Below are 22,633 nucleotides of genomic sequence, written 5' to 3'. Positions count from 1 at the left end.
ATTGTTTTAATCTTGTATTTTTGAAAAAAACGGCTCCATTTCTAAAGCACGTACGTCAGTTTCAAATTGTTGATAAGCCTCATTGGTCATGTTTTTGACAGGCAAACGGAACGCTCCACAATCCAAGCCCACATACCTCATGTAAGCTTTACCAGTGGCGATGCCTCCATATTTGCCGAGCAGGCGAATCATATCAATTGATTGTTGCTGAAGCTTGCGCGCCTCAAGCAAATTTCCTTCATCGTAAGCTCTAATGAGCTCATGATAAAGAGGTGCAGCGTAATTGAACGTACTTCCAACTCCCCCTCGAGCGCCCAATACCAAAGCTGAAAGCAGATTTTCATCTCGTCCCCACAGCATGTCGTATTTCCCATCCTTGAAATTCAAACAAGTCAGAAAATCCATAAAATCCTCATGCGTGTACTTAATTCCAGCTAAATTTGGAATCATCCCATCAGCTGCCTGTATGAAATCAAACATGCTTACCTGGCATCCCGTCAAAACCGGAATGTGATAAAAATAAACCGGCAGGTTGGGAACTGCCTCAGAGATTTGCGCACAGAATTCAGCCAACTGCCCGCCAGTTGTCGGTTTAAAATAGAACGGAGCCAGAATTGCAATTGCATCCACTCCTGCTTCTTCTGATGCCTGCGCACTTTCGATACACTCCTGGTAAGAGGTACCTCCCACCAAATTGATCACTTTTAGTGCCTTGTGCTGCTTATTCTGCCGCGTCCAAGCTTCTGTTATTTGTTGCTTTTCCTTTTGCGAAAGCGACACGCCTTCACCTGTCGATCCATTAATAAAAGCTCCCACCACCCCATTCTTCTGTAAAAAAGAATAGTAATCAGGAATTAAATCTAAATTAACCGTTCCATCTGGAAGCATTGGAGCAAATGGCGCTGCAATAAGTCCCTCAATTTTAGTTATCATCTTTTTATCGTGTTAATCATTTATTTTTCTATCTCGGTTGAATACTCCAACCCTTCGACTTCCATCGCTGTCCCGTCTTTTTCCAGGATCGGCACAAACGTGAACATCCTTTTCCAAGTTTCTTTTTTCACGGGTATTTTCAGCAAAACTTCATTCCAGCCCTTTTTCAAGAGAATGGAACTTGGCTTTCTGAAAAAATAGTTTTCATCGGTGAATGGAATTTCTTCAGTATTGCTCTCCAAGCCCGGATTATTCCATTTTGGTGGAGCAACGAGCTCGCCGTTCAGCCAAACCTTCGGATGCGTGTTGTGCCACTCACCATCCTGCGGAAAAGGACCTCCTCGACGACCTCCTGAGCGTGACCAATCATGAAAGCCAATCCAGGCTCCCACGGTCTGCTCCTTGGGCGACCAAATTGCTGTGCGTGCATAATAAGTCCCTTCCTTTTTAGGAAAGTACGATGGATACCCAAAAAAATGATTCAGATGAATCGTCCCTCCAATAAAAGGTCCCCGCCATCCATACGCCACCGAATCAATCAGGTAATTGTCCTGCAAAGCCTTTTCAACAGAAAACTGCTCATCGACATTCCCCTGATTATTTATCGGCCCCAAAACTTCCCATTCAATAGAAGTCTGTCTCACATAAGGAAAAGGCTTTCCTTCGAAATATCGATCGCGATGCTGAATCAGGCGATCCTCAAATTCACAGAATTCATTAAACAGCGAGCTGCCTTTCTCCGGCAGTTTTGCCAAATATTTTTCTCCAAGTACCTGTTTCTGACCTGTCCACGAAGTTTCACTGTAGGTAAGTATGCCCGGATAAACAGGATTCTTTTTCAAAATAGCATACGCGTCATTTACATTGTTGTCGTTCCAGCAACAGAGGATTCCACCAAGACGCAACGAATCGCCGTGTTCTGCCCCGTTAATACGTTCGAAATACAACTGAGGAATTCCGGCCAATGGATCCAAGTGATTCAGGTAGTTTAAACGTGAATCCAAGTATGGATGTCCGGGTTTTGGATGCCCGCCTGATGACCAGAGCTGTGTGATAGAAACGGAATCTTCAGCGATGTGCTGCCCCGGGCGCCATACGATCAATTTTCGCTGATGATGTTGCGTTACACGCTCCACAAGAGCTGGCAGCAACGTTGGAGCTGGCTCTTCGTAATTGTGCCAGACTTCATCAGTTCCCAAATGAATATAGGGCATAACTTCTGCCGAAGCCAAGCTGCACAATTCATCAATCAAATCAATCAACACCGGTTGCACTTGAGGATCGCTCATCGCCTCAAATCCAAAAGCCTTTCGAAAAGCAGCACTATGTCCCGGAATGTCAAACTCTGGAATCAGCGTGATTTTTCGCTCCAAGCAATAAGCCACAAGTTCTTTAAAATCATCCTGCGTGTAGTATTTACCCTTTTGGCGAGTCATGCTTTCCGCCGCATTCAATTGCGGATATTTTTTGCTTTCCAAACGCCACCCGGGGTTCTCAGTCACGTGAAAATGAAAAACGTTAAACTTATAGGCCGCCAGCACATCAATTTGCTCTTTCAGCATATCTATGCTCTGAAAATTCCGCCCTACATCCTGCATGAATCCACGTACCGCAAAAGCCGGCCAATCAACAAGGGTACATCCCTTTAAATAACGCCTCCCATTTAGCTCGAAAGCAAGCTGTTTGATGGTTTGCAACCCGCGAAAAATTCCCGTTTCAGTCGTAGCCTCTAAAATGACAGAATCAGATGAGACAGTCAATGCATAAGCCTCTTCACTGTGTCGCTGAACCTGTGGTAGATTGGAAACAATTCGCTGGACAAAGCAGGTTGTACTATCTTCCAGGTTAAACAGCTGCTCATTCCATTCCACTTGCTGAGGCATGGGAATTAAGGCCGGTGTATAATCACTTTGAGTACGACAAGACAGAAGCACTCCTATAGCCAGCAATACAATCAGAGCTTGGTAATATTTTCGGATATTTTTCAAAATTCAGGCTTTAGTTTTTTCACGTGATCGCTAGGTATCAAAAGATCGTAAAATAAGATGGCTCTATAAACCTAACGAACAATTGCGTTTATTACTCTTGAATGATATCAGCCACAGGGACCTTCTGAAAATAAAGCGCTTTCACCCCTTCATACAAAATACCAACAGTCTTTTCATCAACCATGGTCATGCAAGAATAACCATAGCCTCCTTCCTCATTCAACTCCAATTGATTTTCATCAGGCCAAGTCATTCCATCATCCAAACTCGCTTTGATGGTCATGTTGGTACGCTTATGTTTGTTGTTCGGGTTTGAAAAGAACAATGCCCGTTTGTTTTCTCCTTTGATTTCGATATCTGCAGCAATAATACTGGCCATACAATTAGACTCCTGCAGAGCTGAATTTGAAGTTGGATGAAGCTCCCAGCTTGTTCCTAAATCAGTTGACACGGCAACGGCTCGACCGTTTGTTTCCGACTTGTCTTTCCGGTTTTGATCATCGCGCATGTTTAACATCAGACTGCCATCCGATAATTGCACCACCTGCGCTTCGGTTGTATTCGCTTTGGCGCCAGTTCCAATTTCCCAGCTTTCACCAGCATCTTTACTGAAAACAATGGTCGAATGGCAGGTATACTGTCCTCCATCAAGTGCTTTTTCTCCAATATCAGCCTTAAACTGTGCAGGAAAAACCAAGGTTCCATCTTCCAGGGTAATTCCTCTTCCGGGCCCTTGTAGCAGTAATTGCCAAGCGGGATCTTTTACCTGCTCGGTAATATTTATTGGCTCTGACCAAGTCAGCCCATCATCGGTACTTTTAGCGACCATGAATTGTCCGGTAAGCTCCGGGCTTAAGCCCGGCTTTGAAGCCCACCACAGCATGTCTTTCTCGGTGGCTCCGCTCATCCAAAGGGCAGCTACCCAAATTGTCCCCGTGACATGATCATACAACACACTGGGATCGCCAATACCATTGAGTCGCTCCGAACGGCCACCCCATTTTCCCATGTTCATAATCACACGCATGGGCTCCCAGCTTTCACCACCATCGGTACTACGGCTCATACCGATGTCGATGTCTTCCTGTAAATCTTTGCTATTGTTGTAACGATTGTCGTAAACAGCAATCAAAGTTCCCACGTTCGTTGTTACCAACCCGGGAATACGATAGGTATCGCACTGGTCCTGCCCTGCCGCACGAAGCACTTTTGCTGGCCGATAGGCAAACGGATGATCAACGGCAATTTCCAGTTGTTTTCGGTCCAATTTTAGAATTGCTTTTTCAATAGAAAAGCGTTGAACCAGAGCCGCATTATCCTTCAAAACAAACTGAAAAGACAATGAATGACTTCCCTCGGTGAGTGTTTCTGCTCCTTCAATTTCAATTTTCTCATCGGTAATAAGTGTTGCTTTCCCAAACTCTTTTTGAGTGGTATCCTGCGATGATTCGGCAGTCCAAGACACATCAATTGATTTAACAAAGTCGGTTTGACTTCCTTCGGAAAGGATTAAGGTTATTTTTTGTAGATCGTAAGTCATCGCCTGCTCCAGATCCAGGTGAATTTGAAAAACATCCTGATTTTCTTTTTCAATAAATAAGGGGACCTTCTTTTGTTGAATTAGCATTTCATCCACTCCTTCAAGTTCCGTTTGAAGTGCCCCGGAACAACCAGGCAAACTGGCCATCAACACACACCATAAAATAAGCAGGTAATTTCTCATGTCAATCAAAATTTTAAATTGGTCAGGTATTCCTTTTTCTAAGCAAAGAACTCTATAAACGTAAAGTGAAGTTATAGCCAAAGTTCATTTCAAACTCCGGCTATAACAAACTAATTTATGAAAAACTGCTGAACAACGATTGGTTCGCAGCACATTATTTGTAACCTTCGGTCTGAGTCAACTCAGAATCATTCGCCAACATTCCTTGTGAAATTGAATAATAGATTTTGTAAGCCTCAGCTGCGTTTAAAGTGGGCACTTCATCAAACACGATTCCATCACCAGCTCTCACCAGGTCCCACCATCTTTTACCTTCTCCTACAAACTCTTTCAATCGCTCATTCAGGATGGCTTGGGTATTTTCCTCTTGTGTCCCATTCGAATAGGAGTAAGCTGCAAAATCTGCCCCGTAAGCCCGTTCCCGAACGGCATTAATCTCTGCCGAAGGATCTTCATTCAGGTTATTTTTTGCTTCGGCTAATAGCAACAATACGTCGGCATAACGATACAAAGGCACATTGTTGTAGTTCTTTCTCAAGCCATCATCACCAACAATTCCCAAAAACTTATTCAAAACAGCTCCCTTGTAACGCTCATCACCGGCAACATACGGAAAATGCTCAGCTCCATCGTCGTACAAGCGAATGAAGGTATTTCTACGGGCATCTTTGGGATCATCCAATGCCAACAGCAGCTTATCCGATGGGCCAAAACGACTTGCACCATTCACAACCAAATCACCAACCGAATTGCCTGAATCGTCAAACAGCCCGGCCAAATCAACCGCGCGCCCTGTAAACGAAGCATAGAAGTTACCGGCTTGATCTTGCTGATAGTCAAAAGTGAAAATAAACTCTTCGTTATTCTCATTGTCTTGTCCCCAAAGTGAAGCGTAATCCACCAAATTAAAACCAGCAATTTGATTCAATGCGCTTTTGGCTTCAGTAAAATCAGCACTTCCACCACCAAGCACCTTGCCCGACCACAAATACACATCTCCTTTCAGAGTGAGCGTAGCCGCTTTCGACCAATAGGTATTTTTGCCAAGCCACATGCTGTTATCATTCCCAAAATATTCCAACGACTTTGCAAGATCATTCTTTACCTGCTGCATCACTTCAGCTTTTGGAGCCCGACCTTTCTTCAAAGCTTCCAAATCGATTTCCAGCAAAGGTTCTGTGCTAATTGGCACATCTCCCCAAGCTTTAAGCATTGTATAGTAAATCTGAGCCCGTAAGCCATACACTTGCCCAAGCATATGGTTTTTGTCTGCTTCATCGGCAAACGCCACACCTGGTGCATTTTTAATGAAATCGTTGATGTAGTGAAGTAGACCATAGAAATTGGCCCAGTTATTAAAATGGACAATTGAAGTGCTGATGTTATTCTCAATCAGATCGATTCCAGAAGGTGATTCAATGGTATTGCCTCCCCATACATCAGCGCGTAGTTCACCCATTTGCCACAAGGTATTGGCATAACCCCTATAACTGGCATAAATTCCTACATGTGCTGCTCGTGCAGCTTCTTCGGTATCCCAAAAGCCATTGTAGGTCAGATCACTTTCAGGCTGCATGTCCAGCTCGCAAGCTCCTAGCAGGACAATACTTATTAGTAATAAGATATATTTCTTCATGTGTTTAAAAATTAGAGCCAAGACATAAGAATCAGGACACTAGATGAGACATCTCAATCATCATTGTATGTGTCAAATTTCTTTGTCATGGGTGTTTCATATTCCATATCTCTCTTAAAAGGTAACATTTACGCCAAAGGTAAATGTGCGAGGCAAAGGAAATCTTCCCGAGTCAATTCCGTTGCTTGACTCTTCGGGTGAACTTCCTGAAAACCCATTGAAATAAGCCAGGTTAGCACCTGTTACATAAAGTCTCATATTTTGGAAGTAGTTATTGACCAGCTTTCCATTCAGATCATAACTCAAGGTAACTTCCCGTAAAGCCAGGTAATCTCCCTTTTCCCACATTCTGGAACTGCTATTGTCCATGGAACCTTGGTCTCCTCCTGCTGCCAAGTGGTTTCGCTGACGATCAACCAAAGTAAAGATTGGAACATTGGACGTTGGATTCTCCGGAGTCCATGAATCGCGAATTTCCAGTGGTCCGTTTTGGTTTCCCTGCGTTTGTGCAATTCCTTTTACCCGACGACCATTGATGATATAATGTCCAACGGCAAAGTCGGTTTTTACAAACAAGTTGAAGTTTTTATAGCTCAAATCAGAGGTCACACCTCCTGTAAAATCGGGAGTTCTACGGCCAATTACCACCCGATCCAGGTAGTTGATTACGTTATCTCCATTCATGTCTTTCCAGCGGGTATCTCCGAGGAAGCGCGTATCTTTTTGCGTTGCAAACTCGACCACACGGCCAGCATGTTCATCAATGTCGGCTTGGGTTTGATAAACACCATCAAACACATAACCTGTAATTACATCGTAACCGACACGTTCTCCTTCTTGCAAACCGCCAACATACTTGGTTTCTCCAGTTGCAGGATCATAAATTTCAGTTCCTCCCTGACGATTTTTATCCACCCCATTTTCAGGCAAATCTTGTGCGAAATTACGCACCCGGTAATAAGTCAATCCGAGGTTCCATTTCCAGTCATCCGTGTCAATCACACCTGCATCCAGCTGCAACTCCAACCCTTTATTGCGGAGCGTTCCGTTATTGGTGGTAATGGATGAAAAACCGGTCCAAAGTGGCAAGGTCAAATCTGCCAGCTTATCTTCCACATCGCGAACGAAGTAATCCGCAATCAAAATCAAGCGGTTATTCAACAGGCCAACATCCAATCCCATATTCAAGGTTGTTGAGCGTTCCCATTTTAGGTCGAGCAAAGGCAAGCCATTGTTTGCATAACCCGCTTGTGTGTCGTAAATTGATGTTTTGCCATACCTTCCAAAAACGCCAAAGTTGCTTAGTACATCAATGTTACCGTTAACCCCATAACTCAAACGAGGTTTAATTTTGGTAATCGTATTTTTAATTGCCGACTGCTGGAAGAAATCTTCGTTGTGTACGTTCCATCCCACGGATACTCCAGGGAAAAAGCCATATTTATTATTTCCCAGACGAGAAGTTCCATCGTAACGGAAAGTCAGACCCAACAGGTACTTGTAATCGTAATCGTAGTTGGCCTGCCCAAACAAAGAAGCAATCTCATACCCCGTACGGTAAGAAGAAGGCACACCGCTAGCTTCCGATCCTACATTCATGGTATAAATCAAATCGGTTGGCGAAAGCCTCGTAGCCGCCTTCATTTCAAAATAATTCTCTTCAAAATATTCTGCTCCAAGCAATGCACTCACATTGTGGTGCTTATTAATCTTCTTCCTGAAGTTGATCATTGCCGTCAACTGGTTACGCAAAGTTCGCTTGTGACTGGCAGATGATATTCTTTCGGTATTCAATCGTCCCGAATTCAAATAGGCCTTATTGAAAGCTTCGTTGGAATTGTTGATCGAAAAATGACTTCCACGAACTGTTGCTGTAAAGTCTTTCAGAAAATTGTAGTCAAGCTGAACTGAACCTGTTAACCGTTGCTCTAAATTGTAGCGAATAAACTTATCTCGGTAATAAAGAGGGTTTCCAAATCCCAGGTAAGTGCCTGGCTGGTACTCGCTCGACAAGCTCCCATCCGGATTATTATTATAGATGCGTGACGTTGGAGCCAGACCAGCTGTCCGTTGAAATAAGTTGTATTCACTGTCAAAAGGCAAGTTCTGACTTGAGTGTGCATAAATCAGGTTAGAGCTAACTTTCAATGCGTCCGATAGTTTATAAGAAGCATTGAACGTACCTGAATAACGTTTAAACGAAGATCCAAAAACCAAGCCTTTATCATCCAGGAAACCAAGTCCCAGGTAATAGGTTCCTCTATCGTTTCCGCCGTCAAAAGACAAACTATAATCCTGAGCATAGCTATCCTGATAAAACAGCTCATTCATCTTATTGGCTTGAAACAACAAGCTTGTTCCCGGATTTACAGGATCATCAATGGTCTGCCAACCATCAAAATTCAGCAAGTACTTGTTATCATCAGACAATACCATCGTGGTATAAATCGAGTTTGTGGTATTGTTACCCGTTGCTGCAGCGTGTGCCCCGGTTAAAAACTGATTTAACCAAGCATAGCCCATCACATCCTGAGCCTGCTTAACGGCCAAGCGGTTAAACTTCACATAGTCAGCAGCTCCCAGATACTCCATCGGATCTTCGCGACGTTCATTGCTTGTAAACTTCGCCCGAAAAGTAATGTTCGATTTGCCAACTTTGCCTTTTTTAGTTGTCACCAAGATAACACCATTTGCTGCACGAGCCCCGTAAATTGCTGTTGATGCAGCATCTTTCAATACTTCCATCGATTCAATATCGTCAGCATTTAAAGCATAGAACGATCCGGGGACACCATCAATTAAAACCAGCGGACTTCCTGTGCCTGAAAAGCTTGTACCTCCACGAACCACCAGACTAGGTGTCGATCCGGGCTGGCCAGTTGTTTGCGTCACCTTCAGTCCGGCAATTGTTCCTTGCAAGGCAGTTGCCGCATTAGAGCGAGGAGCACTTTCCAACACTTTGGTATCCAACTTTGCAATTGAGGTCGTCATCTCTGCGCGAGACTGCGTGGTATAACCTGTAACCACCACCTCATTTAAAGCTGTAGTTTTCACTTTCATCGCTACATTAACGATTGCAGCACCATTCAATTGAATAAACTGGTGTTCGAAACCAATCATTGAAAATTCAAGCTGCTTGCTCCCTTCCGGAACAGCCAGCGAGTAATTACCTTCAAAATCGGTAATTGTTCCTGTTGAAGTGCCCGAAACAAGAATTGTTGCTCCTGGCAGAGGATCACCGGTTGCCGCCTCTACTACCCGACCGGTAACTGTTTGCTGTGCAAACGCATAACTGCTCACCATAACCAAAGCCAGCAGCCAACCAAACGAAAATAAAGTTCGAATTTTGTTCTTCATAAGTAATGCGTGTTAAGTTTTCTCAATTGCCTTATGTATGACATAAGACGATTCAAAAGTAGAGATTTGTTTTTTTATTCCAAAATATTTCTGAAATTTGTGTCTTAAGTAATACATATTCATCCCATTCAGTATGAGCACAGAAGATCTAAGTACATTACTACAGGCAGTTGATACACGGAGTTTAGTTGATAAAGTAGAAATGAACCTGATTGAATTCTTTATTAAAAAAGAGTTGCAACCCGGTGATTCAATTCCTAAAGAGATGGAGTTGGTTAATACCATGGGCGTAAGCAGAACGGTCATCCGTGAATCGCTAAACCGCCTAAAAACCATGGGAATTATCGAATCGAAAAAGCACAAAGGGACGATTATCAAAAGCCCGGATTTATCGGTATTGCTTCAAAAATCAATGATTCCGCACATCCTTGACAACAGCACCTTGAAAGATATTTTTGAGCTCAGACTGGTGCTTGAGATTGGAATGGGAGATTTAATTTTCAGGAGAATAACCCCCAAAGATATTGAGGAGTTAGAGGCCATTGTTGATGAAGAACCGGAATTCAGCGAAGATATTCTTTTCGACATCAGTCATGAAATCAAATTTCATGGGAAGCTTTATGAAATTACAGGCAATGAGACCCTGCGTAACTTCCAGCAAATTTTGCTTCCGGTATTCAACTATGTCTACGATAGCGGCCTCATTCACAAACCAATTGAAAATAAGCGATACATATCTCACAAAGGAATTGTGGACACCCTGAAAAACGGCTCACCAGACGAGTTCCGTATGGCGATGCGTAAGCATCTGGAAAACCACTTTCAACGAATTTTTACTCTGGAACAACATGGGAAGAAAGACTCTGTAAGCACAGATTCTAAATAAAATGCTTGCTTAATTAAGAAAAAGCCCGGAATAGATCATGATATTCCGGGCTAATCATTTAGCTCCACTTGGTTTTTACCTTGTAGAAACTATTTATAATACCGCTTGAGAGAATCCATCAGGTTAGCCAATTCGGCAAATGGCTTGTCGTTGTGTTTTTGGTACACCTGGCTGTGTATATCTTCCAGCTCAACCAAAGCAGGCAATACCTTTTTCCATTTGTTTTCGCTGGTTGCAGCAAAAAACATGGTCGTTTCATCGTTAAAACGTTTCACCGAAAGGGCCAGTACTTCTTTTCCCTTATCAGTTAGTTCCAGCAGCTTGGCTCGTTTATCTGCTTCATCAGGCACTTCGTAAAGCAAACCGTTGTTTTTCAATCGCCGGATCGTATCCATCCCGGTTGTATATTCCAGATGGTAGGTGTTTATTAAATCCGTTTTCCGCGCCCGCTCCAGCTGGTCGATCGTTCGTAAAAATAAAAATTCGAGGCGCGTATTGATCACTGATTCCTTTAAAGCCTTGCGTGTGTAAAATTCATGGTAGCGCGCAATTCTGGAAACAAGCTCCAAAAAACGGGCTTTGTCATTTAAATCATTCAGAAATGGAGTCGATGAACTTTCACTCTCCTGCCTTATTCGGGGACTCAGTCCCTTATTCAAATCGGGCTCATCCTCCAACCGATTAATTGTCCACTGCGCAAATCCTAAGAGGTTTAGGTGTTTTTCTTCTTGTTCGTACTCTTCATATAAATCAATTAACTGCTTTAGAAAATCGTATTTGCTCCTCATTCGCCCGAAATTTTTGTAAAAATATAAAAGATTGCTTACTTTTACATCGGATGCGATATTTTTATGTCGTATCCGTTTTTTATTGTGATTTTATTTTGATTAAAGAAACACTTTTTTGATCAGACCGAAGAACAATTGATCATGTTAAAACACGCATTAATCATACCCAAAACACCCATTAAGGTGCTACCCATTGCTGTGGGGTAGTTCCTTGTTTTTCATTTTAGCCGTATCCGGTTAACAGCACGTTCATTTTTCAAGATTCATTTATTCTTTTTAATAATTTAATCTTATACACTTATGGATAATCAAATAATAATTACTGAATTAGACTTTGTACGCTTAAGTAAACTAGTTCATTCCACCCAAAACGATAAAAGCGTTGAAATTCGAAACCTGAAATTCCTGAGCGAAGAATTAGGACGGGCTCAACGAGTCGAGTCCAAGAAAATGGAAGCTGACTATGTTACTATGAACTCAGAAGTTGAAATTCTTGATCCGGACACCAAAAGAACCATGGTGTTGAAACTGGTTTATCCTCAGGATTCAGACTTCAAAAAAGGGCGCATTTCTATTTTGTCGCCTTTGGGAATTGCACTACTGGGCTACAAAGTCAACAGTACCATCTCATTTGAAGTTCCGAAAGGAACCAAAAAAATGAAGATTACCAAAATCATCTATCAGCCTGAAGCAAATGGTGAATACACCACTTAGATATCCCTTCATTCTCATGAAGTGTCTTATTTATTAATCATTTAAATTTTTTAAACATGGCAAAGAAAGGTAATGATCTGAAAACTCCCCAAAAGAGTATCAAAGAAAAAAGGCATGAGAAAAAGCTGAAAAAAGCAGAGGAGAAAGTAGCTAAACGCAAAAAGAAATAGTAGCTATGCTGATATCAACTATCGACTTCGACAAAATTACGCAACAGCTTAGAACAATTGAGCAAGCTTACTATACCAAATTTGAGTTTATTAATATGCTAAGAGAAAAGCTTGGCAAAGCTCAAAAGGTTCCTCCTCAGGAGATTCCTTCAGATGTGGTAACGATGAACTCGGTTGTACAGCTCAAGCAAGTCAATACCACAACGGTATTGAATATGAAGTTGGTTTATCCCGAATGGGAAAATATCAGAGAACATAAACTATCTATTTTCTCCGCCTTGGGGATTGCTGTTTTTTTAAGTAGGATTGGTGATGAAGTGACTTACAGCACCTGGAAAAAAGATAATCAGATTAAAATTCTTGATATCCCATTTCAGCCTGAAGCCAACGGACACTTTACTGTAAAAACAGCATAAAAAAATGAAAAGCATGAACTCGAGAAATCGGGTTCATGCTTTTTTATCCATTAGAGTATTGCTTTCTTTCTATTGTACGACCTTTGGACGGGTGACTGTATTTTCTTTTACAGCGTTTAACTTTTCACTCAAGCGCTGTACGATTTCAGGATTGGCTGCTGCCAGGTTATTGGTTTCCCCCAAATCGGCTTTCAGATTGTACAATTGAGGAACCGTATCATTACCCGTTTCAATATCAACACTAGCACTATACCGAGCTCTTTTTGAAGGAACAATGTATTTCCAGTCACCCTCGACAATTGACAAGGTACCTGCCTGTTGCATGACGTATTCGCGTCCATCCTGATCTTGTCCCAACCAGCTATCCAACTCATAAAAACTATCTGGTCCTGCATTATCCGGGATGGGTTGATTGGTTAAGCCAGCTAAAACCCCCATCAGGTCAATCTGGCTAACTGCTGCGTCTGATATTCCGGGCTTAATTTTTTCAGGCCAGCGAATAATGAACGGCAAACGGGTTCCGGCTTCAAATGCACTGTATTTTCCACCACGCAAAGGTCCTGCCGGCTTATGGTCTCCCAAACGTTCAACAGCTTGATCCTGGTATCCATCATCGACCACCGGACCATTATCGCTGGATAAGATAACCATGGTATTTTCATCCAGGCCAAGTCGCTTCAGTGTATTTAGAATTTCACCAACCGACCAGTCGAACTCCGCAATTGCATCGCCTCTTGGCCCCATATCCGTTGCTCCAACGAAGCGAGGATTGGGAACACGCGGAACATGCACATCGTTGGTTCCGAAATACAAGAAAAATGGTTTTCCGGTCACTTTCGGATCGTTACGCTCAATGAACTCCACAGCCTTGCTGGTAATTGAATCAGCAAAATTCTCATCTGTCCACAAGGCAGACTTTCCTCCACGCATGTAACCAATCCGGCTTATTCCATTCACTATGGCCATATCATGTCCATGACTTGGATGCATCTTCAACAACTCCGGATGTGTTCTGCCCAGAGGCTCTCCTTCAAAAGGCGTGGTATAGCTCACCTCAATCGGATCTTCGGGATCGAGGTTAACCACATGCCCGTCCTGAATATACACACAAGGTACCCGGTCGGCCGTTGCAGCCATAAAATAAGTATAACCAAAACCAATATCGTTAGGGTTTGGCGTGATAAAACCATTCCAATCCTGATTATTAAAGCCTCCTTCTCCTAAACCAAGGTGCCATTTCCCAACCATCGCCGTGTTGTAACCAGCATCCTGCATCAGGCTTCCCACGGTATACTGCTCTTTACGAATAATCATCGGAGCATCGCCACGGGCAATACCTGTATCATTTCTGCGGAAGGGATACTGGCCCGTCAGCATACCATAACGCGAAGGCGTACAGGTTGCAGCACAAGCATAAGCATTGGTAAAACGAAGACCTTGGGCAGCCAGTTGATCAACATGAGGAGTTTTTACAGCCGTTGCACCGTAGCACCCCACATCGCCATAACCAATATCATCGGCATAAATAACAACCACGTTGGGTTTTTCCGGCACTTTTTCACTACATCCAACCAAGCCGGCCAAAGCCATGGGGATTGACGTTTTTAATACATTTCCAAGTTTCATTCGTTTAAATTATTCATTTTTTAATGGTAACTCATGGAACTCGCATCAAATCAATCATCCGTATCTATGTTACTAATTTGAACATGCTCGTTTCATAAGTGTAATTGTTAGTAGTAATTATCAATCGTTAGTTTATTGAATAATCAGGATTCAGCTGATCAGGCACCGGAGCATTTGTATCCGTCCGCCATTGCTCAAGGATCGTCAATAGTTCCTTACATTTTTCAGGATACTTCTCTGCTAAATTATCCTTTTCCCCAATATCTTCTTTCAAGTTATATAATTCTAGATCATTGTTCTCAAAATACTGAATCAGCTTCCAGTCTCCAATCCGAACGGCTGATCCCGGCCTTGTTCGAAATAAAGGATCCTGTGTTGACTGATCGTTGAGGCCGTAAGCTTCAAGATAAACGGGGAAATGCCAAAAAAGCGGGCGCTCAAGCTCTTTTTCTTCGCCTGTTAACAAAGGTAACAAACTTTGGCCATCCAAGATCTGATTGTCAGCGGACTTGGCTCCTGCGACTTCAAGTAAGGTTGGGTAAAAATCCAAGTTAGAAACAGGCACATCTGTTTGCGCCCCTTCCTCAACTTTCCCTGCCCAATAAACAAACATGGGCTCCCTGATTCCACCTTCGTAATAAGCTCCTTTACCTGACCGAAGCGGCCATTGCTTGGTTATGCCATAGTGACCTCCATTGTCAGAAGTAAATAAAATCAAGGTATTACCCATCTGCCCATTTTCTCGTAAAGCTTTTAGCAATTGTCCAATTTGAATATCCAGGTTTTCAACCATTGTTGCGTAAGCGGCATTATCCTGTCCATTCCAGGCTTTTTTATTTTCGTAATTCGCCAACAAGTGCTTTACCGGTTGAATAGGCGTATGAACCGCATAAGGAGCGTAGTACAAAAAGAAGGGTGCTTGATGCTCCAGAGAAACAAACTCCACCACCTTTTTGCCAATAAGATTCGTCAGGTATTCTCCATTCGTTTCAGCCTCCAAATTCACATTTCGATAAGGTGGATAGTAACTGCCGGGATTCCCAGCATGGCTCCCGCCAATATTTACCAGAAATCCTTGCGTCAAAGGATCATCTCCTAAATGCCACTTCCCGGCTGAGCAAGTCAGGTAGCCGGCACTGCGCAAGGCTTCGGCTAAAGTGTACGCTTCATCTGCCAAGGTTGTTGTATTGGCCGTAGGAATTAGTTTCCGGTCTTTGCTCTTGCCTCGTTCCGAAGTGCCAACCGTATAAATGCCATGCCTCGATGCCCACTGCCCAGTCATTAAACAAGCCCGGCTGGGGGCGCAATTGGCCGCCGCCGCATAGGCATTGGTAAACACCATCGATTTAGCTGCCAAGCTATCCAAGTTGGGCGTTTCGTAATATTCAGATCCCATAAAACCGACATCGCGCCAACCCATATCATCAACATTTATCAATACGATATTGGGTAAACGATCTGACTTTGGGTTGCCAGCTACAGCACTTGAAGCCAATCCAGCCAACACAGCACAGCCTGTAAGAGCAACTTTCATTGTTATGATTTTATATTTTTTTAGAATCAAGAGTCAAGAATCAAGACTTCGAATGATCAGGTATCCAGACAACTCAAAAGTCTGTTCGAAAGCTTTCGACGGTTCATACCTGCCAATCTTGGCTCCTGATTCTTGGCTCTAAATTTCAAACTTCAACTCTTTAACTTTGAATTTACTGAATGGCTATTTCATCGACAAACAGCCAGGCTTTTCCACCTTTTCCGGAATGCCACACTGGAACTTTCCCGTAACTTTTAACTGTCACTTTCAAAAAGCGAGCGTTGATATCCTCTTGCTGAAGAGCAATCCTTCGGATGGATTTTTGCCCTGCACTTTTCAAAGGCTCTACCATTTTTCGCACCGGCTTACTGTACTGTTTTCCATCAGCTGACCAAGCAACTTCAATGTATTCCGGGAAGAAAATCCATGATTCTGCATCCTGAATAGAACCAACTGAGATTTCATTAATGACTTCTGTTTTTCCCATATCAATTGTCGCAACAAGGTCATTTCCTTCGAAGCCCAACCAAAATCCATCACTAAAAAAGCGGGTTCCGGTTTCGCCATCAACCAGCGATGCTGCACCATTGGCCTTATACTTCGCATGCGGAGCCGACTCAATTGTTACCTTCTTACCATTCGCTTTGTGCTTTATCTGCAATCGCTTGGTTGGAATGTCTTCCGGACTGGCATACTCCCAATTCAAATAGTCATTCTTTAATTCCTCTACTTTCTCTGGATACTGAGTTGCCAGGTTGGTCATCTCCGTAGAATCCATTTTCAGGTTCACCAGGAACAACAAATCTTTGTCAAAGTCCAACTTTGTTTCATTCGATGGATCCTGTGGATAACCGATCAACTTCCAATCGCCTTTCCGGACGGCCCAACCAGGACCACTTTTCCAGAAGAAAAGCTGATGAGGTGATTCTTTCTTCTTTTCAATCACCCGTGAAAGGCTGTGTCCTTCAACGCCTTCAGGCAGCTCTTTAATTCCACAATACTCAGCAATGGTTGGCAACCAATCGATGTTGAAAGCCATTTGATGGCGCTCTTCGTTTTGAGGAAGGCGACCGGGCCAACTGATAATTGCCGGAACACGGATTCCTCCTTCAAACAAGGAGAATTTACAGCCACGGAATGGGCCTGCACTACCACCACCGCCAAAGGTTCTCACCTCGGTCGAGTGTCCATGATCGGACTGGAAGATGATGATGGTGTTGTCCCGCATTTTCAACTCTTCAAGCTTGTTTATCAACTGTCCGATATGGTCATCAACCGTTGAAACAAAAGCGGCATAGTCCCTCCGGGGCATGTCCAAATCTTTATAATGCTCCCGCCACTTTGCCTTGGGCTGCAGCGGATAATGCGGCATGTTGATCGCATAATACATAAAGAATGGCTCATCCTGATGATTTTCAATATAATCTTTGGCTTTCTGCTCCATCAGGTCGCCAAAATATTCTCCTTCACGGTAAACTTCCTTGCCGTTCTCCCAAAGGTCATGACGGTTTGGGCCATTCCAGTAAAAGAAGTGCGAATAGTTATCGATACATCCGCCCATGTGTCCAAATGAATAGTCGAAACCTTGTCCCAAAGGCATGGTTTCCGGCGTATAACCAACGTGCCATTTACCAATGTGGGCTGTTGCATAGCCAGCCTGTTTCATGACTTCGGCGATGGTAACCCGGTCGGTTGGCATGCCCGAACTCCCTTCCTGCGAAGAAGCATTGCCCGGCAAGCCAGCAGCATGCGGATTCATTCCCGTGAGCATGGATGCTCTTGAAGGCGAACAAACAGGTGCCGCCACATAAAACTGTGTAAATTTAATACCGGTTTTCGCCAACTTATCCATGTTAGGAGTTGTCAAATCTTTCGCTCCATAACAGTTGACATCGATACTTCCCTGATCATCAGTTAAAATAACGATGACATTGGGCTTCTTCTTATTAGCAGGAGCAGCTACTGCTGCTACACCCGTACAAAGCAATAATCCTGCTGATAATACTGAATGGTTCATGTTTTTGTTGTATTTATTATCGTTTGTAGCAATCGACCTCACAGCATTCTTCAAATCCTTTCCAGTCAATTCCCATTCAAATTCATTTTATAGTAGCTTATTCTGATTTCAGGCTGTCAGACATTTGAAGTAATCTATTTAACTTTAAGGATTTAGTAAAATGCCTCACCGGTGAACGATGGAACTAATCACCTAACTGTTTAATCTTAAACTTTTCAAGTTCTGCCGGCTCATGTTCCTGCTCAAAAATACGTTCAATTTGCTGAACGATTTCCGGATGTTGGTCAGCAACATCATTCAACTCCTGAATATCTTCTTCCAAATTGTACAGATGGACCTGCATGCTATCCTTGAAAATATTCCGACGGATGCCTTTCCATTTTCCCATTCGAACAGCTTGCTGACCGCCCGATGCGGGAAACTCCCAATACAGAAAATCATGCTTAGCTTGATCAGTTTTACCCATTACCTCGGGTAAAAAGCTAATTCCATCAACAGGATCTTTGAGCTCAGCGCCAGTTAATTCGCTAAAGGTTGGCAAAACATCATAAAAGGCAGAAATATGATCGGTTTCAGAACCAGCCTCAATTTTCCCCGGCCACTGAATGATCATCGGAACACGTAGCCCTCCTTCGGTGGCAAAAGCTTTTCCCCAGCCTCGTTCGCTTTTGAAGGGGCCGCCGCTATCAAACCAAGGCGAATCGGTTCCTCCATTAAAGGTTGGTCCATTGTCGCTGGTGAATACAATCACTGTATTTTCATAAATTCCTTCTTCTTTTAGGGTAGCCACCAATTCGCCAACCTGCTCATCCAAATAAGAAACCATAGCGGCATAGGCAGCTTTGGGATTTAGGTGCGGGAAATAGCCTTGATTTCCGGTATAAGGCTCTTCGTCGCCAAACTTTTTCACATAGTAGTCAACCCAACGCTTAGGCGCCTGCAAAGGCACGTGCGGAATTGGGCTTGCATAATATAAAAAGAAAGGCTTTTCCTTATTTTCCTTGACAAAACGAATGGCTTCTTTTTGCATCAAATCAGCCGAATAATCGGTTAACCAGAAATCTTCATAGGATGCCGGATCGTATTTATCAACGTCTTTGGCTAATTTTTTGTGCGGTGCAACTAGGCGGTTGTCCAGCGGTTCTTTAATTGTATCGCGCCACAAATGCAGAGGAAAATAGGTATGGGCCTGACGTTGGCAGTTGTAGCCATAGAAAAAGTCGAACCCTTGTTTATTGGCAACTCCTTCAGTAAATGGAGCCCCCAATCCCCACTTTCCGATAACGGCCGTTTTGTAACCAACCTGTTGTAATACGGTGCCTAGCGTTTGGGTTCCTGCCTTTAACGGACGTTGGCCTTCCAGCCGTGGATCTTTGGCCATCGCCTCAAAGTCCCAGGTTGGCCCACGGTCAGCCCACTCATCATTGCCTCGAATTTGAGCATGTCCACTATGCAAGCCCGTCAGCAAAACGCAGCGTGAAGGAGCACACACTGGCGCTCCAGAATAATGCTGGGTGAAGCGCATCCCCCGTTTGGCCAAAGCATCAATATTGGGCGTTTCAATTTTTTGTTGCCCATAACAGCCTAAATCGCCATAACCCAAATCATCTGCCAAGATATAAATGATGTTGGGAGTTTGTGATGAACTAGTTTCGGATTGACTCCCTGGTGTGCAGGAAGGTGCAAGCATCAAACTTGCCATAGAAGCTGAAACCAGCCCCGGAATCTTTTTTCTTAGTGTATTCATGAGTAGTGTTTTATCAGGTTGCTGCCTCCTTGAGCGAATTATTCCAATGATTCTCGTTCCCAGTGGCACCATCTTCAAGGCTTAAAGCTACAAAAAAACGAATAGAATCAGCGGAGAAGAGCAATACAGGTCTTATGCTTCACCCCTGCTTTATTCTGAAGATTCAATTTAAACAGAATAGATCATTCTTTTTTCACACTTCAGACTGCCAAACTTTTAGAATACATTATTTTCAATGCAAGTCCACCAACGTCCTCACCAAAGATCAAACACAATGGATCAAATAACGATAAAAGCTTAACGAATGATTCGTCCATAGAGACGGCACAAAAAAAGCCAATCCGAACAGTCAAAAGATGAGGAATAATTCCTCTCCTCGCTGAAAAGATTGGCTTTTTTAGTTGAAAGAAGTCAGAGAAGATTAGGAAATACCTAACGCCCCCTAATCTTCCAATATCTCGTTATATTTAGTGGTAAGTTCCTCTACTTTTGCCACTTCTTCTTTTGCAACATTAACCTTTTGACCAATATCGTTGGCCAAATTGTAAAGTTGCACATCGGCATCAAAACCTGTTTCATTCTTCACTCCCCATGGCACCATTTTAGGCCCTTTCTGCGGAAGGATTAACGACCAGTCGCCGTTACGGTATGCCGTGGTCCTCATTCCCTGAACAACCAGGTCTTCACGTCCTTTCTCCGTCTTTCCTAATAAGGCAGGAAGGATATTTTCGCTATCTTTTGTTTCAATTTGAATCCCCAATAATGAAGCAAAAGATGCCAGGAAATCCATTTGGCAAACCATGGCATCAGAAACACCAGGTTTTACCTGTCCTGGCCAGCGCACAATAAATGGAACACGCGTACCACCATCATACAAGCTGTATTTTCCGCTGCGTAAAGGTCCGGCAGGCGTGTGATTTCCCATTAAGGTTTCGGATTCATCGTGATAACCGTCATCGGCAACCGGCCCATTATCGCTCGAAAATATGACAATCGTGTTTTCGTCAAGCCCATTTTCTTTCAGCGTCTTCATAAACTCTCCAATGCACCAATCTGCTTCAACAATGACATCTCCTCTTGGTCCGAGTCCCGACTTTCCGGCAAACCGAGGATGAGGAACACGGGGAGCATGAGGCTGATGCAAAGCATAATAGAGGAAGAAAGGTTCGTCTTTATTTAGCTCAACAAATTTTTGAGCACGCACCAGAAAAGTATCTGCCATGTTCTCATCAATCCATCGGGCACTTTCGCCTCCCTTCATAAAACCAATCCGACCAATACCATTCACAATCGAATTATCGTGGCCATGACTTGATTTCATCTTGATCAACTCCGGATTCTCGGGAACAGATGGTTCTCCTTCAAAATTTTCCCTGTAACTAACTTCAATCGGATCATTTTGATCCAAGCCAACCACGTGGCCTTTTTCCAGAAAAACAGTTGGAACACGGTCATTTGTAGCAGCCATGATGAAGTCGTAGTCGAACCCCACTTGCCGGGGCCCAGGCTTAACTTCTTCATTCCAGTTAATACTACCCTCGCCTAAACCCAAATGCCATTTACCGACAATCCCCGTCCGGTATCCGGCCTCTTTCAGCATCGATGGAAGGGTTACACTGCCCGGCTCAATTAACAATGGAGCATCGCCAGGGAGTACCTGAGCGCGCTTATTGCGCCACGGATATTGCCCGGTTAACATTCCATACCGACTGGGCGTGCAGGTAGCAGAAGTACAGTAGCCCTGCGTGAACCTTACTCCCTCGCCTGCCAGCTTATCAATATTGGGCGTTTTTAGTTCTGTTGCACCATAACAACTGACATCACCGTAACCCAAATCATCCGCATAGATAATAACGATATTGGGCGTTTTTCGCGAACTAGTTTCGGATTGACTTCCCGGCGTGCAGGAAGACGCAAGCATCAAACTTGCCATAGAAGCTGAAACCAGCCCCGGAATTTTTTTTCTTAGTGTATTCATGAGTAGCGTTTTATTTAACGTATTTGAAGCAAATATATATAAACAGTAAATTAAAGTGTCGTTTTTTCACATTTCTAAGAATATAAAAACAAGAGGAGTTTAAAATAATCCTCGCTACTAGGAATATTATTGACTATTACTAGTTTTTATCTTCTCAACTTAAACACTGTTGCATATTTATTGGGACGTTCACCAGGAACCGAAAGAATAAGCTTTTCTGATCCTTGTTGAAATTTAATGGTTTGATCTCCACCAATCATCTTGATTGAGTTTATTTTCCCCGGCTTTTGCTCGGAGTTCAAACCTAATGATGGGAGCTCAATATCACCTTTTTCAGGATTCAGCACAATTACATACAAAGCCTTGTTGTTGGTCACAAATCGAACTTCATCATGTCCATAAGCTGGGCTAGTTACTGTTCTTTCATTGAAATTGGCCGTTTTCTTTTGTTCTTGCAAGGCTGCTAGGTCTGTTTCATCGGTACCGTCATCTTCTCGTTTCAGGTACGAATCGATATTATCGCCATAAATCAGCCAAGGCTTACTCGCATAAATGGCTTCACTGTTCAGGTTAACCCAAGCGCCAATATCATCCAACATCACCTTTTGTTCTGCCGGAATGGTTCCATCAGCCAAGAGTTCGACATTAAGCAACAAGTTTCCGTTTTTACTCATGTAATCGGCCAGCAATTCAATTATGGTTCTGGCGTTTTGCTTGTACTCCATCCGGTCTGTATCTTCTTTGTAGAACCAGGTACGAAGCGTAGTAATTCCCTGCCAGGGGTAAGGCAAAACTTCACTGGCTCCTCCCCGCTCAATATCCTTAACAGTTGACGGCTCGTTCGAGAATTTTCCGGCAATAACAGCGTCAATTGTTCCGTTTTGCTGAAGCTTGTGATTAAAGAAATTCTGGCAAACCTGCTTGCCATACTCTTTGTAAGGGAATCCATAACCATCAAACCAAAGCATGTCAACATCGTATTTTGTTACCAATTCGGTGTGACGAAGCACCCAGTTTTGCTTGACGCTTTCGATATACTCAGGAGTTCTTTGCCCTGGTGGTAATCCATACAGATCAGCTGGATTCAGGCCTTCCCACCACTTTCCTTTTCCATCTTCAA

At 43.3% G+C, this 22,633-nt stretch carries 15 protein-coding genes; 3 read left to right on the top strand and 12 right to left on the bottom strand.

The features are described 5' to 3' along the window. Nucleotides 1-6: 6 nt before the first annotated feature. The 5 genes from BM156_RS11040 to BM156_RS11020 form a co-directional block, all read right to left on the bottom strand. The gene (locus BM156_RS11040; protein ID WP_093919938.1) at nucleotides 7-933 is read right to left on the bottom strand and encodes a dihydrodipicolinate synthase family protein; all 927 of its coding nucleotides are present in this window, start codon (nucleotides 931-933) and stop codon (nucleotides 7-9) included. Between the two features lie 20 nt (nucleotides 934-953). Beyond that, nucleotides 954-2,921: a family 20 glycosylhydrolase gene (locus BM156_RS11035; protein WP_093919937.1), complete on the bottom strand. Its 1,968-nt coding sequence runs from the start codon at nucleotides 2,919-2,921 to the stop codon at nucleotides 954-956. Nucleotides 2,922-3,012: 91 nt separating this feature from the next. Next, the gene (locus BM156_RS11030) at nucleotides 3,013-4,644 is read right to left on the bottom strand and encodes a sialidase family protein (RefSeq protein ID WP_244525735.1); all 1,632 of its coding nucleotides are present in this window, start codon (nucleotides 4,642-4,644) and stop codon (nucleotides 3,013-3,015) included. Between the two features lie 154 nt (nucleotides 4,645-4,798). Continuing rightward, nucleotides 4,799-6,280, bottom strand: coding sequence for a RagB/SusD family nutrient uptake outer membrane protein (locus BM156_RS11025; protein WP_093919936.1), 1,482 nt, complete (start codon nucleotides 6,278-6,280; stop codon nucleotides 4,799-4,801). Between the two features lie 114 nt (nucleotides 6,281-6,394). Then, nucleotides 6,395-9,637, bottom strand: a complete 3,243-nt coding sequence (locus BM156_RS11020) for a SusC/RagA family TonB-linked outer membrane protein (protein ID WP_093919935.1) — start codon at nucleotides 9,635-9,637, stop codon at nucleotides 6,395-6,397. A 133-nt stretch (nucleotides 9,638-9,770) separates the two neighbouring features. On the opposite strand from BM156_RS11020, the gene BM156_RS11015 reads away from it, so the two are divergent. Then, the gene (locus tag BM156_RS11015; protein WP_093919934.1) at nucleotides 9,771-10,523 is read left to right on the top strand and encodes a FadR/GntR family transcriptional regulator; all 753 of its coding nucleotides are present in this window, start codon (nucleotides 9,771-9,773) and stop codon (nucleotides 10,521-10,523) included. Nucleotides 10,524-10,612: 89 nt separating this feature from the next. On the opposite strand, the gene BM156_RS11010 is transcribed toward BM156_RS11015, so the two are convergent. Beyond that, nucleotides 10,613-11,311: a MarR family winged helix-turn-helix transcriptional regulator gene (locus BM156_RS11010; RefSeq protein ID WP_093919933.1), complete on the bottom strand. Its 699-nt coding sequence runs from the start codon at nucleotides 11,309-11,311 to the stop codon at nucleotides 10,613-10,615. A gap of 300 nt (nucleotides 11,312-11,611) precedes the next feature. Here BM156_RS11010 and rnk point away from each other — a divergent pair, with 300 nt between their 5' ends. Beyond that, nucleotides 11,612-12,025 (top strand): nucleoside diphosphate kinase regulator, encoded by a 414-nt coding sequence (gene rnk / locus BM156_RS11005; RefSeq protein ID WP_093919932.1) that lies wholly within the window; start codon nucleotides 11,612-11,614, stop codon nucleotides 12,023-12,025. Nucleotides 12,026-12,200: 175 nt separating this feature from the next. Next, the gene (locus BM156_RS11000; RefSeq protein WP_093919931.1) at nucleotides 12,201-12,611 is read left to right on the top strand and encodes a GreA/GreB family elongation factor; all 411 of its coding nucleotides are present in this window, start codon (nucleotides 12,201-12,203) and stop codon (nucleotides 12,609-12,611) included. A gap of 69 nt (nucleotides 12,612-12,680) precedes the next feature. Here BM156_RS11000 and BM156_RS10995 read toward each other — a convergent pair whose 3' ends face one another. From BM156_RS10995 to BM156_RS10970, 6 genes are all read right to left on the bottom strand, one after another. Next, entirely contained in the window at nucleotides 12,681-14,237 is a 1,557-nt protein-coding gene (locus BM156_RS10995) for a sulfatase family protein (protein ID WP_093919930.1), read from the bottom strand. Between the two features lie 127 nt (nucleotides 14,238-14,364). Next, nucleotides 14,365-15,771 carry a sulfatase gene (locus BM156_RS10990; protein ID WP_093919929.1) on the bottom strand — a complete coding sequence of 469 codons (1,407 nt, stop codon included), beginning with the start codon at nucleotides 15,769-15,771 and terminating at the stop codon, nucleotides 14,365-14,367. A gap of 172 nt (nucleotides 15,772-15,943) precedes the next feature. After that, entirely contained in the window at nucleotides 15,944-17,788 is a 1,845-nt protein-coding gene (locus BM156_RS10985; RefSeq protein ID WP_093920122.1) for a sulfatase family protein, read from the bottom strand. 184 nt (nucleotides 17,789-17,972) lie between these two features. After that, entirely contained in the window at nucleotides 17,973-19,535 is a 1,563-nt protein-coding gene (locus BM156_RS10980) for an arylsulfatase (protein ID WP_212733492.1), read from the bottom strand. A gap of 442 nt (nucleotides 19,536-19,977) precedes the next feature. Further along, nucleotides 19,978-21,513: a sulfatase family protein gene (locus tag BM156_RS10975; protein ID WP_093919928.1), complete on the bottom strand. Its 1,536-nt coding sequence runs from the start codon at nucleotides 21,511-21,513 to the stop codon at nucleotides 19,978-19,980. Nucleotides 21,514-21,659: 146 nt separating this feature from the next. Then, nucleotides 21,660-22,633: alpha-L-fucosidase (locus BM156_RS10970; protein WP_170846940.1), on the bottom strand; the 974-nt coding region annotated here is incomplete at its 5' end.

It is taken from the genome of Sunxiuqinia elliptica (assembly GCF_900113005.1).
GTDB classification, from domain to species: Bacteria; Bacteroidota; Bacteroidia; order Bacteroidales; family Prolixibacteraceae; genus Sunxiuqinia; species Sunxiuqinia elliptica.
This window is presented reverse-complemented; position numbering and strand designations above follow the sequence as displayed.

Bases quoted from the DNA above. Each gene is read 5' to 3' on its own strand.
- rnk (WP_093919932.1), top strand. From the start codon at position 11,612: ATGGATAATCAAATAATAATTACTGAATTAGACTTTGTACGCTTAAGT.
- BM156_RS10985 (WP_093920122.1), bottom strand. From the start codon at position 17,788: ATGAACCATTCAGTATTATCAGCAGGATTATTGCTTTGTACGGGTGTA.
- BM156_RS11020 (WP_093919935.1), bottom strand. From the start codon at position 9,637: ATGAAGAACAAAATTCGAACTTTATTTTCGTTTGGTTGGCTGCTGGCT.
- BM156_RS11010 (WP_093919933.1), bottom strand. From the start codon at position 11,311: ATGAGGAGCAAATACGATTTTCTAAAGCAGTTAATTGATTTATATGAA.
- BM156_RS11015 (WP_093919934.1), top strand. From the start codon at position 9,771: ATGAGCACAGAAGATCTAAGTACATTACTACAGGCAGTTGATACACGG.
- BM156_RS11000 (WP_093919931.1), top strand. From the start codon at position 12,201: ATGCTGATATCAACTATCGACTTCGACAAAATTACGCAACAGCTTAGA.
- BM156_RS10980 (WP_212733492.1), bottom strand. From the start codon at position 19,535: ATGAATACACTAAGAAAAAAGATTCCGGGGCTGGTTTCAGCTTCTATG.
- BM156_RS11040 (WP_093919938.1), bottom strand. From the start codon at position 933: ATGATAACTAAAATTGAGGGACTTATTGCAGCGCCATTTGCTCCAATG.
- BM156_RS10975 (WP_093919928.1), bottom strand. From the start codon at position 21,513: ATGAATACACTAAGAAAAAAAATTCCGGGGCTGGTTTCAGCTTCTATG.
- BM156_RS10990 (WP_093919929.1), bottom strand. From the start codon at position 15,771: ATGAAAGTTGCTCTTACAGGCTGTGCTGTGTTGGCTGGATTGGCTTCA.
- BM156_RS10995 (WP_093919930.1), bottom strand. From the start codon at position 14,237: ATGAAACTTGGAAATGTATTAAAAACGTCAATCCCCATGGCTTTGGCC.
- BM156_RS11030 (WP_244525735.1), bottom strand. From the start codon at position 4,644: ATGAGAAATTACCTGCTTATTTTATGGTGTGTGTTGATGGCCAGTTTG.
- BM156_RS11025 (WP_093919936.1), bottom strand. From the start codon at position 6,280: ATGAAGAAATATATCTTATTACTAATAAGTATTGTCCTGCTAGGAGCT.